We start from the raw sequence: 17475 nt of genomic DNA, 5'->3' as shown, positions 1-17475 counted from the left end.
AACTACAGCAGTGTTCGAATTCCCCCAAATTAATAAAAGCAGTGTTAAAAATGATGTGCTTTCAGGCTTAACTGTTGCACTTGCACTGGTTCCTGAAGCGGTGGCTTTTGCCTTCGTTGCAGGTGTAGAACCAATGATTGGTTTATACGCTGCATTTATGGTGGGTTTAGTTACTGCTATATTCGGTGGTCGTCCTGGTATGATCTCGGGTGCAACGGGCGCGATGGCGGTGGTGATGGTTGCATTAGTGAGTGAACATGGCGTTCAATACCTTTTTGCGGCTGTACTGTTAACCGGTTTATTGCAAGTGTTGTTTGGTGCATTTCATCTCGGTAAATTTATCCGAATGGTACCGCACTCAGTCATGATAGGGTTCGTGAACGGTTTAGCGATTGTGATCTTCTTGGCACAACTTGGTCAGTTTAAAGTTAAAGATGCAGCTGGCAATTTAAGTTGGTTACAGGGTGAGGCTATGTACATCATGCTAGGGTTAATTGCATTAACCATGGCGATTATTCACTTTCTTCCAAAATTAACTAATGCTGTTCCTTCTACCTTAGTGGCTATTTTAGTCGTGACTTTGTTAGTGTATTTTGTTCCTGCGTTAGATACACGTACGGTATTAGATTTTCTACAAAGTATGACTGGCGATGAAAACGCAACGATTGCAGGGACGTTACCTACTTTTGCATTGCCTGTTGTCCCTTTCACATTCGAAACATTACAGATCATTTTACCTTACTCGTTAATTCTAGCAGCAGTTGGTTTAATCGAATCACTACTAACATTAACGGTTGTTGATGAAATGACCGGAACACGTGGTCGCCCTAATAAAGAATGTGTTGCGCAAGGTGCCTCTAACATGATTAACGGTGTATTTGGTGGAATGGGCGGTTGTGCAATGATTGGTCAATCGATGATCAATATTAATTCAGGTGGCCGTGGTCGTTTATCGGGTATTACTGCTGCACTCGCATTACTGGCCTTTATCTTATTTGCTTCTGGTTTAATCGAAATGGTGCCGCTTGCTGCATTAGTTGGTGTTATGTTTATTGTCGTATTAGGTACTTTCGAATGGGCTTCATTTAAAATGATGCGCAACGTACCTGTTAAAGATGCCTTTGTTATTGTCTTAGTAAGTGCCGTTACTGTCGTCACTGACCTTGCTATCGCTGTATTTGTTGGTGTGATTGTTTCTGCTTTAGTCTTCGCATGGGAACACGCTCGTCATATCCACGCAAAAATAGATAAAAATAAAGATGAAACTGAAAAATCTTATAGTATCAATGGTCCATTATTCTTTGGTTCAGTGAGTAACTTCTTAGAGTTGTTTGATGTTAAGAATGACCCTCGACATGTTGTTGTTGATTTTGCTGAGTCACGAGTCGCTGACCATTCTGCGATTGAAGCGATTAGCGTATTGAATGAACGTTATGTAAAAGAAGGTAAAAAATTACATATTCGTCATTTAAGTAAAGATTGCCGTAAGTTATTACATAAGGCAGGTGTGTTGGTTGAAATGAATGTGATTGAAGATCCATCATATGCAGTCGCATCAGACAAATTAGGTTAATGTCATTTATTAAACTTGTTGGTCGGGGTTATCGTTGCTCAAAAAGATAAGTTAACAATAAATTTCAAAGATATTTAAAGCAGGTTAATCGCCTGCTTTTTTTGTTTTTTAATTTAATGGGAATTGAACAATACAGTTTTAATGAAACGTGAATATGTTTTTTTTAACGCGTTGATTGACGAATAGGACGGTATTCCGCATCACATTTTGGACTAAGTTGGCTCGATTTTGGATTCCATACTGAAAACCAAACATGTTTATTTCTTAATGTTTTCTTTTTGTTTTTCATCTTCTTCTCCTTTTTTAATTTTCAGTTACCTTAATGCTTATTTATTGCAAATTTGTGACAATATAAAAAAAGATAACTGATCCAAATTAATAAAACAGCAAAGAAATAGCTTTTTAACAAGAATATGAATAATATTGTTATTCTACAGCGGGCTCTTATTGTATGCTTGTTAAACGAGGCGTCATAGGTTGTTTACATGAAAAACCAGTGATTAAATAATAGCTATTTTAATGAAACGAACATGCGGTTTAGTCATTTAGTGTCTATCTTTCTTATAGAAAGCTGCATTTAACTTGCGTTAAAATAATAAAGTTTTAATTTTATAGATGATAATTATGATCTTAAATTATGCATAAACTGTCATAATTTAGTTTTATAATATTTGTCAATTAGTGTAATTGGTTGAGGTAAATTGTGATTAAAAAAATTGGTGTTCTAACAAGTGGTGGCGATGCGCCAGGTATGAATTGTGCAGTACGAGCAGTCGTTCGAACTTGTCTATCACACGATGTCGAAGTATTTGGTATCTACGATGGTTTTGCAGGATTACATGCAGGTAAAATTGAACAATTAGATCGTCACTCAGTATCTGATGTTATTAATCGTGGTGGTACATTTTTAGGTTCTGCTCGTTTCCCTGAATTTAAAGAAGAAAGTGTTCGTAAAGAAGCCATTAAACAATTAGAAAAAGTGGGCATTGAAGCATTGATCGTGATCGGCGGTGATGGTTCATACATGGGTGCTTTGAAATTAAGTGAAATGGGATACCCGTGTATTGGTCTTCCTGGCACCATTGATAACGATATAGCAGGGACTGATTTTACAATTGGTTTCATGACTTGTTTAAATACAATCGTAGATGCAGTTGACCGTTTACGTGATACATCTTCTTCGCATAACCGTATTTCAATTGTTGAAATGATGGGGCGTTACTGTGGTGATTTAACACTATGGGCCGCTATTGCTGGTGGCAGTGAATACGTCATCGTACCTGAAAAAGAATTCGATGAAGAAAAACTCATTAAACAAATTCAATTGGGTGAAGAAAAAGGCAAGAAGCATGCGATTGTTGCCATCACAGAGCATATTACTGATGTTAATGCGTTAGCTAAACGTATTCAAGAAAGAACTAAGCGTGAAACTCGTGCAACTATATTAGGTCATATCCAACGTGGTGGTTCACCAATGGCATTCGACCGTATTTTAGCAAGCCGCATGGGTTCTTATGCTGTTGATATTTTAATAGCAGGAAAAAGTGCACGCTGTGTTGGTATTAAAAGCGGTAATATGGTTGACCATGATATCGTTGAATGCTTAACAGAAATGAAACGTCCATTCCGTCAAGACTTATATAATTTATCAGACGTTTTATACTAGAACGTAGTAGATAATTAGATTTAGCCTACCCTCGGGTAGGCTTTTTTGTATGTGTAACTTTGCTACCTATCATCTTAATGAAAATAAGTGACAGAATTTTGATCATTAAACACGTTGGAAAAGTACTTTTATAAAGCAATACTATTAGATATTACTAATTACCATCGACTAACATTCAAGAATGAGATTTATCATGCCTAACCATCTAAATAATGTATTTATGGATTTTATTACTTTTAATAAAAACCATGTGCAATCAGCGAGTTTACAAACACCTTATTATCAGCTTGGTTTTATTTGTAGTGTTCAAGCACAACCTGAACTAGTTGACCTTGAACAATGGTTATCTTATTTATGGTTAGAGGATGTAGATGTTAGCTTTGATGACGAAGAACAAGCTACTGAATATGCAAAAAAGGTATTAAATATTGTTGCTGACATTCAAAAAATATATCAACAAGCCATTCCATTGGATAATTTAAACTGTGATCAATGGTTAAGCGAAGAAGGGATACTAACCGAGCAGGGTATTCAATTTGCCACTGGGTTTTTAGTTGCTATTGAGATTTTTAACGAACAATGGGCATTGGTCGAACAAGACGTTGATACTCACAATATATTTCAAACCACTATTTTGTTATTAAGTAAATTAGCACCAGCTGACAATATCGATCAGCAACATACAGAGCTCTTAGCACAATTGCCTGAGCCGGTTGAAATATTACGCATACTACCGCAACTATTAAGTAATTTAGCTTATAATGCGGGTCATATTACCGCACAAAATGTGCAAGCTGATCTCTAACGTTTATTATTGAATACCATATCGTTAAAGTTAGTTTTTTAAATCATAATTGGAATAAACAATGCTTGAAAAAATAGAAGCAACAAATGCATACTTTTCATTAGTAGCAGAGAATGATGACTTTGTTGTTATTAATAAACATGCAGGTATTAATTTCCACAGCGAAGATGGCGAGTTTGGTGTTGTTGTTGCGGTTGAAAAATATTTAAAGCAAAAGTTATTCAGCGTACATCGTCTCGATAAAATGACGTCGGGCCTTTTATTACTGGCGAAATCATCGCAAGTAGCGAGTGGTTTATCTGAATTATTTAAAACACAACAAATTCAAAAGTATTATTTAGCTATTTCTGATAAGAAACCTAAAAAATCACAAGGGTTAATTAAAGGCGGTATGGAAAAGTCACGTCGATCGATGTGGAAATTAACGCGGAACCAAGATAATCTCGCTATTACGCAATTTTTTAGTTATTCCTTAGGTGAAGGTAAGCGACTGTTTGTTGTTAAACCTAAAACCGGTAAAACACACCAAATTCGTGTCGCACTTAAAAGTGTGGGCAGCGCTATTATTGGTGACTCTATTTATGCTGCTGAAGAGTCTTATCGTTATGATCGCGGTTATTTACATGCTTATCAAATTCAATTTACCTATGCGGAGCAAACCTTTAACTTTACGGCATTACCCGATACGGGAGCGGAGTTTTTATCTGATGCCTGCCAAGCTAAATTAGCAACGTTAACGGATTGTAGTTTATTGAAGTGGCCTAAAATCTAAATGCAGTGATAAGACATCATGGATATAAAAAAGGCTTGTTTACGATTGTAAACAAGCCTTTTAAGTTTTTAGAGCAATTTTGTAAGGCAGTACTCTAATAGCAAGATTCTAATAACAATACTCTAATAACAATACTCTAATAACAATACTTGCTATTTAGTGAGCTGAATTATTTACAGGCTCAATGTCATGACTCATCTTTTATCTGACAATATTGCTTTATTGAACGTTTAAAGCTTATTAAGCGAATTCAGTCCAGATAGGCGCATGGTCAGACGGTTTATCAATCCCTCTTAGCTCGTAATCAATATCGGCTTCTACCGTCTTCTCTGCCAATGATGGCGTCGCGAGTACTACATCAATGCGTAAGCCACGATTATCATCAAAACCACGTGAGCGGTAATCAAACCAGCTGAATTTTTCATTTTCTTCAGGGTGTAATAAGCGGAATGTATCGGTAAAACCAAAGCTCATTAGCGTCGCTAACCATTCACGTTCTTCTGGTAAGAAACTACATTTTTTAGTTTGTAACCAACGTTTTGCGTTAACTTCACCAATACCAATGTCTAAATCCTGTGGAGAAATATTAATATCACCCATGACGATCACTTGTTCTTCAGCGGTGTGGTTTTCGTTAAGGTACGTATTCAGATCTTTATAAAATTGACGTTTATAAGGGTATTTAATTTCATGAGTTTGGCTTTCTCCCTGAGGGAAGTATCCATTTAAAATGCGTACAGGTTGTCCATCTTCATCAGGTACAGTGACCATGATCATACGTTTCTGATGATCTTCGTTATCGGTAGGAAAACCATATTGAACATCGGTCGGCTTCTGTTTGCACAGCATAGCAACACCATAATGGGCTTTTTGACCATGGTAATAAACGTGATATCCCATTGCTTCTACTGCTTCTACTGGGAAAGCATCATTATGAACTTTGATTTCTTGCAGACCGATCACATCCGGTTGGTGCTTATCGATAATTGCTTGTAATTGATGAAGACGCGCACGAAGCCCGTTAATGTTGAATGAAATAACTTTCATAGAAAATAGCCTTTACAGAATCGAAACGATGAATGTACCTTGTTGCGCTTATTTACTCAACTGAGTAATAGAAATATTGATGTAATTCAGTGTAGAAATTAACATGTTTTTTTGTAAATTATCTTGAATAGATTACTGGAGATTGTTGTTTGTACTGCCATTGAATAAAAATACTATTATTCGATAGCTATGTTAAATAGGTATGTTAAATAGATATGTTCAATAGCTATGTCGAATAGTCTGGTGAAATCGCAATGAGTCATCAATGCGAGAAGATGATATTGAAGTGTATAAAGGTAAAGTCGGGTTTTACAGTGAGCTCTTTAAAGTACTTGAGCTCACTTTTTGTTTATTCTGTTTATGTTGATTCTATTACTATTAACGCTTTGCCATTAATGACATTCGTAATAATCAACGTCGAATTTAATTTAAAGTGGTTATAACATGGCGTAAATGCTCGGCGGTTTCTAACCCACTATCAGTTAAATATCCTCCGTCATGTTGAGAGATAAGTCCTTTATCAAAAAGAGATTGAGCTGCTTGAATGACCGAATGTGCAGCTTCCTTATGAATCTTTAATCCTTCTAATTGTGATGTTTCAGGGAATTTAGCAAGTAATTTCATTTCTTCTAAAAAAGTATCAGAGTAATTTTTAATCATCTTTTAATTCACTTCTATTATGTTAAGGAATTTTCATCATAAACGTTGGATTCTAAAAAGCAAAAATTACTCGATAGGAGTTTGGGCTAGATCAATTCTCGATAAACTTCTGTTATTAAAGGTGATTTGGCGCACTAAATAGGCAGGTAAATGACAGCGATGAAGGAACTCATTTTTTAAAAGGTAATAAAAAAGGAATGCGATAATGGCATTCCTTTTAAAGTAATGAAGAGCTTTATTTACTCTGAGGTTAACGGTACTTTTGTATCACCTGTCTGTGCAGCTTCATTCGGCTCTTCTTTTACTTTAGGGTTTTTTACTAAAGGATTTGGCGCAGAGGTGTTTTCACTGCTTATTTCAATCAGTTTATTACCATCAAATGTTAAAAATATGTGTGATTGTTGTACGTCTTCACCACCTGGTTTGATGTAACGAATGTAATACCATTTTGAAGAATCAAATTGGTCAATTAACATTGGAGACCCTAATACATAAATGATCTGTTGCTGCGTCATACCGACTTCTATTTTAGCTAATTTCTCGTCGTCGATATAATTTCCTTGTACAACATCAATTTGATATACAAAGGTATCGTATAAGTAAGAGCAACCAGAAAGAGAGAAGGTAACAATAAGGCTGGCAAGTATTTTTTTAATAGTCATTGGCTCATCTATAATTGGGTGATAAAAAATTAGGTGATAAAAATTCTGTGTCTGATAATACCCAAGCAAGCCTAACAAGTAAAAATATTAGCGAAGAAATCTTGTTATTCTGATTTATTGAGCAAAGTTATCGCTTAATTGGTTAAAAATAAAACTAAATACAGCGTAGAAACAGAGTTAGCTTTAAATTTAGCGTAAATTTACGTAGAATTCAGCTCTTTTGTTTTAGTCCGTTTTCTTGTCTCAGTGAATTATATAAATGTCATTATTTGCGTTAGGAATTAATCATCAAACTGCACCAGTAAAACTAAGAGAACAAGTTGCTTTTGCACCTGACTCTTTGAATGCTGCTTATAGCGATTTATTAGCACAACCTTTTGTGAAAGAAGCAGTTATCATTTCCACCTGTAATCGATGTGAGATTTATTGCAACTTCGAAGGTGATGATAGTAGTGCTATTTTACGGTGGTTAACTGACTTCCATAATATCGAAGCAGGTAGCTTTGATGATAACTTCTATTGTTACCAAGATCAGGAAGCTGTTTCTCATCTATTTCGTGTTTCTTGTGGATTAGATTCACTAGTGTTAGGTGAGCCACAAATATTAGGGCAAATTAAGCAAGCTTTTGCTGTAGCAAGTCATGCCAAGTCAGTTAATAAAAGCTTAAACAAATGGTTTCAATATGCCTTTAAAGTCGCTAAAAAAGTCCGTACTGATACTCAAATAGGGGCCAATGCCATCTCTGTTGCTTTTGCCGCGGTGAGTTTAGCAAGACAAATATTCAGTGACCTAAAACAAAGCCGTGTATTATTGATTGGTGCAGGTGAAACCATTGAACTCGTTGGTAAATATCTTCTAGAGCATGAAGTCCCTAATATTACTATTGCCAATAGAACGTTAGCGCGAGCAGTAGAGTTAGTTGATAAGTTTAATGCGAAAGCGATTACATTAGGGCAAATTCCAGATCAATTATCCAAAGCAGATATTATTATTTCTTCCACAGCGAGCCAGTTACCTATTATTGGTAAAGGCATGGTTGAATGTGCATTAAAAGATCGCCGTCATCAACCTATGTTATTTATCGATATTGCTGTCCCTCGCGATATCGAACCACAAGTTTCAGAATTAAACGATGCTTATCTTTATAGTGTCGATGATTTACAAGGCATTATCGAAGAAAACAAACAAGCCCGAGTGGAAGCTGCAATTGAAGCTGAAAAAATTATTGAAGTCGGTGTTCGTGATTTTATGGCTTGGCAAGAATCATTAAAAGCAGTGGAAAGCATAAGATTGTATCGTCAAAACAGTGAGCAATTAAGAGATGAATTATTACAACGTGCTATTGCTTCATTAGCGAATGGTAATGACAGTGAAAAAGTATTAAAAGAATTGGCCTTTAAATTAACCAATAAGCTTATACATCATCCAAGTCAAGCGTTAACGACGGTTAGCCAATCTGGTAACGAGCAAGATTTAACGCTAATTAGACTGACATTAGGCTTAAGCCAAACAGACGAATTATAAGAACAAAAAGAATAGCTAGGCTATTTACCTATTCATAAGAAGAGATAAAAATGAAAGCATCAATTGTTGCAAAGTTAGAGATATTAGTTGAACGCTATGAAGAAGTTCAAGCGTTATTAGGTGATCCTGACACGATTAGCAACCAAGAAAAATACCGTGAATTAACCAAAGAATACTCGCAACTTGAAGAAGTTGTATTGTCATTTAAAGCATTCCAAACCGCACAGGAAGATTTAGCTGCTGCAGAACTTATGCTCGAAGATGACGATGAAGATATGCGTGAAATGGCGCAAGATGAAGTTGTTGAAGCTAAAAATACCGTTGAAAAGTTAGCAGACGAATTACAAATCTTATTATTACCAAAAGATCCAAATGACGATCGCAACTGTTTTGTTGAGATTCGAGCTGGTGCGGGTGGTGATGAAGCGGCTATCTTTGCGGGTAACTTATTCCGTATGTACAGCAAATTTTGTGATACAAAAAAATGGCGCATGACAATTATGACCAGCAATGCCAGTGAACAAGGCGGTTATAAAGAAGTTATTATGCAAATTGAAGGTGATGGTGCTTACGGTTTAATGAAGTTTGAATCTGGCGGTCATCGTGTTCAACGTGTGCCTGAAACTGAATCTCAAGGTCGTATTCATACGTCAGCTTGTACTGTAGTAGTCATGCCTGAAATTCCAGAATCTGAAGCGATTAAAATTAATCCTGCTGATTTAAAAGTAGATACTTTCCGTGCATCGGGTGCAGGTGGTCAGCACGTTAATAAAACCGATTCTGCTATTCGTATTACGCACGTACCAACAGGTACTGTCGTTGAATGTCAGGATCAACGTTCACAACATAAAAACCGTGCGCAAGCGATGTCAGTATTACAAGCACGTTTACAACAAGCAGAAGATGAAAAAAATAATGCTGAAGAGCAAGATATTCGTCGTAGCTTAGTGGCAAGTGGTGACCGTAGTGAACGTATTAGAACTTATAACTACCCGCAAGGGCGTGTAAGTGATCATCGTATTAACTTAACAATCTACCGTCTAAACGAAGTATTAGAAGGTGAGTTAGATGCGCTACTTGATCCAATCCTACAGGAAGACCAAGCTGATAAATTAGCGGCACTTGCGCAGGGTGGTTTGTAATTGCGTATTGATGATGCGTTAATTTGGGCAGAGTACACGTTAGTAAATAGCGACTCTGCTTTATTAGATGCGCAGGTGTTATTGGCCTTTGTGTTAGATAAAGAAACGATTTATCTAATGACTTGGCCTGAACGCGATTTAAGTGCACAGCAAAAGTCACAGTTCGAAGATTTAATTGAAAAACGTGTCAATGGTCAGCCTGTTGCACATTTAACCGGACAGCGTGAATTTTGGTCTTTACCTTTAAAGGTCAATAACAGCACGTTAATTCCAAGACCTGATACAGAAGTATTAGTTGAAATAGCGCTAGCTAAAAGTGTTATTAACGCGCATATTTTAGATCTTGGAACGGGCACTGGTGCCATTATACTTGCACTTGCTAGCGAATTACCTCATGCAGTTTGTACTGGGGTAGATTTTAGTGAGCAAGCGGTTCAATTAGCGATTGAAAACCGTGACAACTTAAAACTCAATAATGTCAGTATTGAGCAAAGTAATTGGTTTGAAAATGTGCAAGGTCAGTTTGATATTATTGTTAGCAATCCCCCTTATATTGATGCTAACGATGAGCACCTCAAACAAGGTGATGTACGTTTTGAGCCTTTGTCAGCGCTAGTGGCAAATGAACAAGGCTTGTCGGACATCCGCCATATATGCGAACAAGCTAAAAGCTATTTAAAAGAAAATGGTTGTTTACTGTTTGAACATGGCTTTGAGCAAGGTGCTTCAGTACAAGCAATTTTACAAGAAAATGGTTTCATTAAGATCGAAACACAGCAAGATTATGCGAAAAATGACCGCGTTACTTTAGGTCATCTGGCGTAATTTATAATGAATAAGCAACTTTATATTACTGTCTAATAGAGCCAGTAATAAAGCAACAGTAAGTGTAGTCGCTTACCAATAGGACAACTATGTATTCAATTTTAAAACATACACACATGACTTTTATTTTATTAGCTATCGTCATGTTTATCGTTCGATTTTACTGGCTTAAATCAGGCCATGCTAACGCACAAAAAGCCGTATTTAAGAAAATACACATCCATACCAATGTTGCCATTATTGTGCTTGGTTTAGCGTTAATGGGGTTATTGCACTTCAATCCGTTTGCTACCGGTGGATACTGGTTACTAGAAAAAATGATTGCTTTTGTTGCTTACTTCTCAATGGTACAAGTTGCACTTAATGCTAATACAAAAACACACATTCAATGGTTAGCGTTTATTGGTGCTTTCGGTTGGCTTGCGTACATCGCTAAATTAGCATTCACTAAACAAGCCATTTTATTAGTGGGGTAGACAGTGGAATTAGACGAACAGGGTGTTATTGAACAACCCGTTGTTAATACAAGTATTATTCATGAAGGGATCGACTATTGTGCGTTTTCTCTTTTACAGTTAGCAAGTATGGCTGAAGCTGAAATTACTGGACAATCAATCGTACAATTTCAAGATTCAATGCGTTTACAGCTCATTATTGTTAAGTCTCAAGTCGGGAAGAAAACAGAACAGAATCTAGATAAACTGCAAACGTTATTAAACAGTGTTTATCAGGACCAAGGCTTTAAAGGTGATTGGAAAGCGTTTTTCAAAGTTAAAAATGCATTGGTATCAAAAGTGTTATCACGTCGAAAAGGTGTGCCCATTAGTTTAGGTATTCTTTTGATTGAAATGCTAAAAGAAACGGGTTTTACTGCGTCGGGTATTTGTTTCCCAAGTGGTTTTATTGTCAAAGTTGAGCTAGAAGATGGGCCTATTTATGTTGACCCTTTTAATGGTGAGGTCGTTGATACAAAACAATTAGAATTAAAAGTACGTGGCCAGTTAGGTAATCATGCGCGTTTAACAAATGAAATGTTACAAGCAGATAGTAACGAAACCATTATCAAACGTTATGTCAGTGTCTTAAAAGCTGCTTATATTCAAGCTGAAAATATTGAATTAGCCTTATTGTGTAGTGATATTTTATTACGTTTAGACCCTGAAGATGCTTTTGAAGTCAGAGACCGTGGATTTTTGTTTCAACAGTTAGATTGTTTTCAGCTTGCTTGTAATGATTTTACTTACTTCATTGAGCAATGTCCTGAAGATCCAATCGTTAATTTATTAAAACGACAAATTAAACAAATGAATGATGAGCATAATGCTCAAACCATCCATTAAATAAACTAAATAACTTTTTTACAGCCAAATTTTATCGTTAAGGTTGTTAATAAATAAGAGAGTAAAGATGAGCCAGAAAATTATCAAAGTAGGTAATATTGATGTTGCAAACGATCGTCCATTTGTTTTATTTGGTGGAATGAATGTTTTAGAGTCACGTGATCTAGCAATGAAGATGGTTGAAACGTATGTTGAAGCGACTTCTAAACTTAATATTCCTTATGTCTTTAAAGCTTCTTTTGATAAAGCAAATCGTTCTTCAATTAATAGTTATCGTGGACCTGGTTTAGAAGAGGGTTTACGCATTTTTGAAGACATTAAATCTACTTTTAATGTACCCATTATTACAGACGTACATGAACCATACCAAGCAAAACCAGTTGCTGAAGTCGTTGATGTTATTCAATTACCTGCATTCTTAAGTCGTCAAACAGACTTAGTACAAGCAATGGCTGAAACCAATGCGGTTATTAATGTTAAAAAAGCACAGTTTTTAGCACCACATGAAATGCAACATATCATTACTAAATTTAAAGAAGCGGGTAATGATAAAATTATCCTATGTGAACGAGGCAGTTGTTTCGGTTACAACAACCTAGTGGTTGATATGTTAGGTTTCAGCACAATGAAAGAAACCGGTTACCCAGTTATTTTTGATGTAACGCATTCACTTCAAAAACCAGGTGCACGTTTAGATAGTGCTGATGGTCGCCGTAGCCAAGTAGTACAACTAGGTTTAGCGGGTATGTCTCAAGGTATTGCAGGGTTATTCTTGGAATCTCATCCAGATCCGACTAATGCTAAATGTGATGGACCATGTGCATTACCACTAGATAAATTAGTCCCATTCTTAACACAAATGAAACAAATGGATGACTTAGCAAAAAGCTTAGAGCCTATTGTCACTGAATAACGGCTAGTGACGGGTCTTACCAAACAATTGCCATTAGCCATAATGACGCTAAATAGTTGCTATTAAGTTTTTATTCCTTAATAGCAATGATTAACTCACTGTTATTACAAGCGGTTACTAATTTCTGAACTAAATAAGGTTATTAACATTGCTGCCCTCTAAACAATCACGTTGTTTTATTGCCGTTGCTGCCTTATTAGGTGCAACAGCGGTTATGTTTGGCGCTTATGCAAGTCACGGTTTATCGACTTGGGCAAGTACAGCGCAAGTCTCTCAAGTGCAAGTTGCTGCACAATACCAACTGTTCCATGCGATCATTTTAATCGTGATATCACTACTAAGTTCAGCGTTTACAAGCCGATTACTAACGATCAGCTTATATTGTTTCACATTGGGCACCGTATGTTTTAGCGGTAGCTTATATTACTTAGTATTTTTAGGTTCAAAATCATTAGTATTAGTGACCCCATTAGGTGGTTTATTACTCATACTCGCTTGGTTATTAGTTGCTGTAGCCATGCTATTTACACAAAGAAAATAAAGGTTTAAGTCTGTATGTTAGGTATTCTGTTATATTGTCGCCCAGGTTTTGAAAATGACTGTGCAAATGAAATCCAAGCTAAAGCGAGTGAGTTAGAAGTTTTTGGTTATATTAAAACCCTTAAAAATAGTGGTTTTGTTTTATACCATTGTTACGAACCATCACAAGTCGAAGCATTAGCAGAACAGATTAATTTTTCTCAACTTATTTTTGCTCGTCAAATGATTGTCGCTGTTGCCTTAGTTGAAGATTTACCTGCAGAAGACCGAATCGCACCTATTTTAGACATTACCCGTAACTTACCGATGGCTGGTGATGTGTATGTTGAATGTCCTGAAGGTGATGAAACTAAACCTTTATTAACTTTTTGTCGTAAGTTTACGGTTCCTTTTAGACAAGCGCTTAAAAAACACAATAATTTAACGAACAAAGAAAACCTAAAAAAACGACGCACACATGTTTGTTTTATGGATTATGAAACTGCCTATGTCGGTTATTCTCTGCCTAACAATCGCAGTGAATTGCACATGGGTATCACTCGTTTACGTTTTCCTAATGAAGCACCTAGCCGTTCAACCCTTAAGTTAGACGAAGCCTTCCAAACCTTCTTAACCAAAGAAGAACAAGAAGCACGAGCACATTCAGGTTTACGTGCTGTTGATCTTGGCGCTTGTCCTGGTGGCTGGACTTACCAATTAGTACGACGTGGCATGTTTGTTAGCTGTGTCGATAATGGTGCGATGGCTGATAGTTTGATGGAAACCGGACAGGTCACTCACTATATGGAAGATGGTTTTAAGTTTGAACCTGAGCGTAAAAATATTCATTGGTTAGTCTGTGACATGATCGAAAAACCTAAACGCGTCGCTAAATTAATGGCACAGTGGTTAATTGATGGTTGGTGTAAAGAAGCGATCTTTAATCTTAAATTACCAATGAAACAACGTTACCAAGAAGCAACGGATGATTTGAAATTATTGACCGATATGATCGAAGAAGCGGGGTTCAATTACGAACTACAAGCGAAGCATCTATATCATGACCGTGAAGAAATTACCGTACATGTACGTTTAACTGACAAAATCTACGGCCCGCTATAAAGCTTATAAAATCACACATAGCCCATATAGCCTTAATAAAATATTGTACTAATAAATGTGGTGAACGGTTATCAATATAAAGAGAGGTTAATTAATCTCTCTTTATATTGAGTTGTGGATTAATGTTTTGTTAGAAGTAGTGACTAAGCTCACTGCAAATAGAGTTGGTCAATGTAAAGGTTAACTGGCCCATCTAATTCATACATATAAAAATCGACTCCCGCCATTTTACTTAAATCCATCTCTCTTAGCTGAACTCCCTCCTTGATTGCTTTTAATGGAATGGTTATTTTGCTAAAGCCCGGTTCAATGTTTAATTTTTTCTCGTAACGATCTTTATAATTGGGTTTTGATTTATCGTAATGCTTATCTGTGATCAATAACGTGACGGGTAAGGTGTTAGGCTCTGTTGTCATTGCATTAGTGTCTGCTTCAGAAGCTGTATTGGGATTATAAAAACGTATCACTAACTCTTTGTAAGCTCCCCAATCACCTTCGAAATAACGTAAAGCTACGCCACTATATTCACGAGGCACAAAAGTCACTTTCATCATTTTATTGATGCTTGGCGACAACTGACTTAGTTGTTTATTGAGCGGCTTATCTAATGACTCTGGTATTGCTAAAGATAAAGGCTGATCTGCTTTCCAACGTGTTAATGCAACGTCGTGTTCAAAAGAGGCTAATACTGGGTATTCAACCTTTGCTTTAATTTCATCATAAATACACAGTGCAGAAGGGGAAAGTAGATAACCGAGTAAGCAAAAATAGAATAGCTTATAGCACCAGTGAATAAAATGGCGACTGAATAAAATGATGCTGAGCAATAAACCTACATAATTTAAAAACACATCGGCTAGCTCTTTAGATCGTCCAAAGAAAGGTTGGATTAATTCAATCGATATTCCAAAAATGAAACAAAAAGCAGTCATTAATAAAAATTGTTTTTTGAGCGGCGCGGCTTTTATAGTGGGTTGATAAAGCAGGAATAACGATCCCCAAAAAGCAAAGACAGTGACGTGCCCAATAGGCCATAATGCATCGATTAACCGGTCTGAAATAATAGTTTGAATATCAATGAATAAGAGTAAGAAAAAACATAATGAAATGGTCGAAAGCGCTATTTTTTTAAACATTTTTATCTTATGTGAAATAAAGAAAATAGTGAAAGGGGAGTTGATTTTATCATTACTTTTTATTGACTTACAAAAGAAATAAGCGTCAAAATTAATAAAAGCTAAAAAGCTAAATGAGGTTGAGTGATTACTTAATGGAGATGAGTATTAATGCTGTGACAACATATTAACGACTCTTGAAATCCGTTCATCGCTATGTTGTTTAAGGTCATTATGTTAATCGCTTTCTTGAATAGAAAGGAGGTTAATAGAAAGGAAGTTAATAAAAAATAGCTTAATAGTATTGAAAATATCGAACTCAATCGTTAATGATGATTAAGTTCGACATTTTTTAATATAACTTCTCAGTATAGCTATCTGATTTTATATAGCTTATTGACTATATCCATCAAGGAAGTGAGCAATTTTGTTAATCGCTATTGCCATCTCATCGACACGTGGTAAACAAACAATACGGAAGTGATCTGGTTTGTGCCAATTAAAGCCAGTACCTTGCACAATTAATATTTTTTCTTCAACTAATAAATCCATCGCAAAACGTTGGTCATCTTTAATATTAAAACGTTTTTGATCTAATTTAGGGAAAAGATACAAAGCACCATTTGGTTTAGTACAACTGATACCCGGAATGTCATTTAATAATTTCCACGCGGTTTGCGTTTGATCATATAAACGGCCGCCAGGGACAGTTAACTCATTAATACTTTGATAACCACCTAATGATGTTTGAATGGCATGTTGCATCGGCACGTTGGCGCATAAACGCATACTCGCTAGAATTTCTATGCCTGATATGTAATCACGAGCTTGTTTTTTAGCACCACTGATCATCATCCAACCGACACGGAAACCACATACACGGTAAGCTTTTGATAAACCATCAAAGGTCACAATCAAAATATCATCGGCTAAGGTAGCTAATGGAATGTGCACGGCATCGTCATACACAATTTTTGAGTAAATCTCATCAGAGAAAACAATCAAGTTATGTTGGCGTGCTAATTCTACAATTTGTTCTAATAACTCTTTACTATAAACTGCACCCGTTGGGTTGTTTGGATTAATTAACACAATGCCTTTAGTACGAGAGGTGATTTTTGACTTAATATCATCGATATCAGGGAACCAGTTTGATTCTTCATCACAAATGTAATGTACCGCTTTACCGCCAGACAAGTTAGCCGCTGCAGTCCATAATGGATAATCAGGTGACGGGACTAAAATCTCATCACCGTTATTCAGTAAACTTTGCATCGCCATCACGATTAACTCACTGACACCATTACCAATATAAATATCATCGGTATCTAATGATAAAAGACCTTTAGCTTGGTAATGTTGCATAACCGCTTTACGCGCAGAAAAAAGGCCTTTACTGTCACAATAACCTTGGCTATTGGGCAAGTTTTTGATCACGTCCATCAGCACTTCTTCTGGCGCTTCAAAACCAAATTGGGCGGGATTACCAATGTTCAATTTAAGAATACGTTGACCTTCATCTTCTAATTTCATCGCTTGTTTTAATACAGGTCCACGAATGTCATAGCAGACATTATCTAGTTTGTTTGAACGAACAATTGAATACATTTAAACCCCTTAAATCCTAATTTCTTTGATGCTTTAAACAGTCTCTTAAAGTACCTTATCTGATTGATTTAGTGAAGATGAAATCAACAATATGATTAGGTATTATTAAATAATGATTAATTTTATTCAATCATTGGCTATAAAATGTGAAAATTATTAACTTTTATGGAATACTCATATT

Annotated in this window: 18 protein-coding genes; 12 read left to right on the top strand and 6 right to left on the bottom strand. The window is 36.1% G+C overall.

Annotated elements, in window-relative coordinates; all coding sequences use genetic code 11:
- The first annotated feature begins 10 nt into the window (after positions 1-10).
- Positions 11-1573 (top strand): SulP family inorganic anion transporter, encoded by a 1563-nt coding sequence (locus Q0794_RS08830; RefSeq protein WP_298941350.1) that lies wholly within the window; start codon positions 11-13, stop codon positions 1571-1573.
- A 163-nt stretch (positions 1574-1736) separates the two neighbouring features.
- On the opposite strand, the gene Q0794_RS08825 is transcribed toward Q0794_RS08830, so the two are convergent.
- Complete coding sequence (locus tag Q0794_RS08825) at positions 1737-1862, bottom strand: hypothetical protein (RefSeq protein ID WP_298941349.1); 126 nt, start codon at positions 1860-1862, stop codon at positions 1737-1739.
- A 414-nt stretch (positions 1863-2276) separates the two neighbouring features.
- Between Q0794_RS08825 and pfkA the strand changes: the two genes are divergently transcribed.
- The 3 genes from pfkA to Q0794_RS08810 all read left to right on the top strand — a co-directional run bounded on the left by pfkA (position 2277) and on the right by Q0794_RS08810 (position 4816).
- Positions 2277-3239, top strand: coding sequence for a 6-phosphofructokinase (gene pfkA, locus Q0794_RS08820; RefSeq protein ID WP_298941348.1), 963 nt, complete (start codon positions 2277-2279; stop codon positions 3237-3239).
- Positions 3240-3432: 193 nt separating this feature from the next.
- The gene (locus Q0794_RS08815) at positions 3433-4044 is read left to right on the top strand and encodes a UPF0149 family protein (protein ID WP_298941347.1); all 612 of its coding nucleotides are present in this window, start codon (positions 3433-3435) and stop codon (positions 4042-4044) included.
- Positions 4045-4105: 61 nt separating this feature from the next.
- Positions 4106-4816, top strand: coding sequence for a TIGR01621 family pseudouridine synthase (locus Q0794_RS08810; RefSeq protein WP_298941346.1), 711 nt, complete (start codon positions 4106-4108; stop codon positions 4814-4816).
- 240 nt (positions 4817-5056) lie between these two features.
- On the opposite strand, the gene xthA is transcribed toward Q0794_RS08810, so the two are convergent.
- The 3 genes from xthA to bamE all read right to left on the bottom strand — a co-directional run bounded on the left by xthA (position 5057) and on the right by bamE (position 7185).
- A complete protein-coding gene (xthA, locus tag Q0794_RS08805; protein ID WP_298941345.1) occupies positions 5057-5863 on the bottom strand; it encodes an exodeoxyribonuclease III in 807 nt (268 codons plus the stop codon).
- Positions 5864-6286: 423 nt separating this feature from the next.
- On the bottom strand, positions 6287-6523 hold the full coding sequence (locus Q0794_RS08800) for a TIGR02647 family protein (protein ID WP_160062009.1): 237 nt from the start codon (positions 6521-6523) through the stop codon (positions 6287-6289).
- A gap of 239 nt (positions 6524-6762) precedes the next feature.
- Positions 6763-7185 carry an outer membrane protein assembly factor BamE gene (bamE, locus tag Q0794_RS08795; RefSeq protein WP_298941344.1) on the bottom strand — a complete coding sequence of 141 codons (423 nt, stop codon included), beginning with the start codon at positions 7183-7185 and terminating at the stop codon, positions 6763-6765.
- 259 nt (positions 7186-7444) lie between these two features.
- Here bamE and hemA point away from each other — a divergent pair, with 259 nt between their 5' ends.
- The 8 genes from hemA to rlmM all read left to right on the top strand — a co-directional run bounded on the left by hemA (position 7445) and on the right by rlmM (position 14571).
- The gene (gene hemA / locus Q0794_RS08790) at positions 7445-8710 is read left to right on the top strand and encodes a glutamyl-tRNA reductase (RefSeq protein WP_298941343.1); all 1266 of its coding nucleotides are present in this window, start codon (positions 7445-7447) and stop codon (positions 8708-8710) included.
- A 50-nt stretch (positions 8711-8760) separates the two neighbouring features.
- Positions 8761-9852, top strand: a complete 1092-nt coding sequence (prfA, locus tag Q0794_RS08785; protein ID WP_298941342.1) for a peptide chain release factor 1 — start codon at positions 8761-8763, stop codon at positions 9850-9852.
- Complete coding sequence (gene prmC, locus Q0794_RS08780) at positions 9853-10677, top strand: peptide chain release factor N(5)-glutamine methyltransferase (RefSeq protein WP_298941341.1); 825 nt, start codon at positions 9853-9855, stop codon at positions 10675-10677.
- An 89-nt stretch (positions 10678-10766) separates the two neighbouring features.
- Positions 10767-11153 carry a SirB2 family protein gene (locus Q0794_RS08775; protein ID WP_298941340.1) on the top strand — a complete coding sequence of 129 codons (387 nt, stop codon included), beginning with the start codon at positions 10767-10769 and terminating at the stop codon, positions 11151-11153.
- A gap of 3 nt (positions 11154-11156) precedes the next feature.
- Positions 11157-12017, top strand: a complete 861-nt coding sequence (locus Q0794_RS08770) for a tetratricopeptide repeat protein (RefSeq protein ID WP_298941339.1) — start codon at positions 11157-11159, stop codon at positions 12015-12017.
- A 67-nt stretch (positions 12018-12084) separates the two neighbouring features.
- A complete protein-coding gene (gene kdsA, locus Q0794_RS08765) occupies positions 12085-12930 on the top strand; it encodes a 3-deoxy-8-phosphooctulonate synthase (RefSeq protein WP_025565595.1) in 846 nt (281 codons plus the stop codon).
- Between the two features lie 148 nt (positions 12931-13078).
- The gene (locus tag Q0794_RS08760) at positions 13079-13471 is read left to right on the top strand and encodes a DUF423 domain-containing protein (RefSeq protein ID WP_298941338.1); all 393 of its coding nucleotides are present in this window, start codon (positions 13079-13081) and stop codon (positions 13469-13471) included.
- A gap of 14 nt (positions 13472-13485) precedes the next feature.
- Positions 13486-14571, top strand: coding sequence for a 23S rRNA (cytidine(2498)-2'-O)-methyltransferase RlmM (rlmM, locus tag Q0794_RS08755; protein ID WP_298941337.1), 1086 nt, complete (start codon positions 13486-13488; stop codon positions 14569-14571).
- Between the two features lie 149 nt (positions 14572-14720).
- Here the strand turns inward: rlmM and Q0794_RS08750 are convergent, their stop codons facing one another.
- The gene (locus tag Q0794_RS08750; RefSeq protein ID WP_298941378.1) at positions 14721-15725 is read right to left on the bottom strand and encodes a VanZ family protein; all 1005 of its coding nucleotides are present in this window, start codon (positions 15723-15725) and stop codon (positions 14721-14723) included.
- A 354-nt stretch (positions 15726-16079) separates the two neighbouring features.
- A complete protein-coding gene (locus Q0794_RS08745; protein ID WP_298941336.1) occupies positions 16080-17294 on the bottom strand; it encodes a pyridoxal phosphate-dependent aminotransferase in 1215 nt (404 codons plus the stop codon).
- Between the last annotated feature and the right edge of the window lie 181 nt (positions 17295-17475).

This window comes from uncultured Psychromonas sp., from assembly GCF_947489755.1.
In the GTDB taxonomy this organism is placed as follows: Bacteria; Pseudomonadota; Gammaproteobacteria; order Enterobacterales; family Psychromonadaceae; genus Psychromonas.
Note: the sequence above shows the minus strand (reverse complement) of the source record. Positions and strands in the feature narration are given on the sequence as shown.

Coding starts and splice junctions, on each gene's coding strand:
- bamE (WP_298941344.1), bottom strand. CDS start 7,185: ATGACTATTAAAAAAATACTTGCCAGCCTTATTGTTACCTTCTCTCTT.
- kdsA (WP_025565595.1), top strand. CDS start 12,085: ATGAGCCAGAAAATTATCAAAGTAGGTAATATTGATGTTGCAAACGAT.
- Q0794_RS08800 (WP_160062009.1), bottom strand. CDS start 6,523: ATGATTAAAAATTACTCTGATACTTTTTTAGAAGAAATGAAATTACTT.
- Q0794_RS08825 (WP_298941349.1), bottom strand. CDS start 1,862: ATGAAAAACAAAAAGAAAACATTAAGAAATAAACATGTTTGGTTTTCA.
- Q0794_RS08775 (WP_298941340.1), top strand. CDS start 10,767: ATGTATTCAATTTTAAAACATACACACATGACTTTTATTTTATTAGCT.
- prfA (WP_298941342.1), top strand. CDS start 8,761: ATGAAAGCATCAATTGTTGCAAAGTTAGAGATATTAGTTGAACGCTAT.
- Q0794_RS08810 (WP_298941346.1), top strand. CDS start 4,106: ATGCTTGAAAAAATAGAAGCAACAAATGCATACTTTTCATTAGTAGCA.
- Q0794_RS08815 (WP_298941347.1), top strand. CDS start 3,433: ATGCCTAACCATCTAAATAATGTATTTATGGATTTTATTACTTTTAAT.
- rlmM (WP_298941337.1), top strand. CDS start 13,486: ATGTTAGGTATTCTGTTATATTGTCGCCCAGGTTTTGAAAATGACTGT.
- xthA (WP_298941345.1), bottom strand. CDS start 5,863: ATGAAAGTTATTTCATTCAACATTAACGGGCTTCGTGCGCGTCTTCAT.
- hemA (WP_298941343.1), top strand. CDS start 7,445: ATGTCATTATTTGCGTTAGGAATTAATCATCAAACTGCACCAGTAAAA.
- Q0794_RS08745 (WP_298941336.1), bottom strand. CDS start 17,294: ATGTATTCAATTGTTCGTTCAAACAAACTAGATAATGTCTGCTATGAC.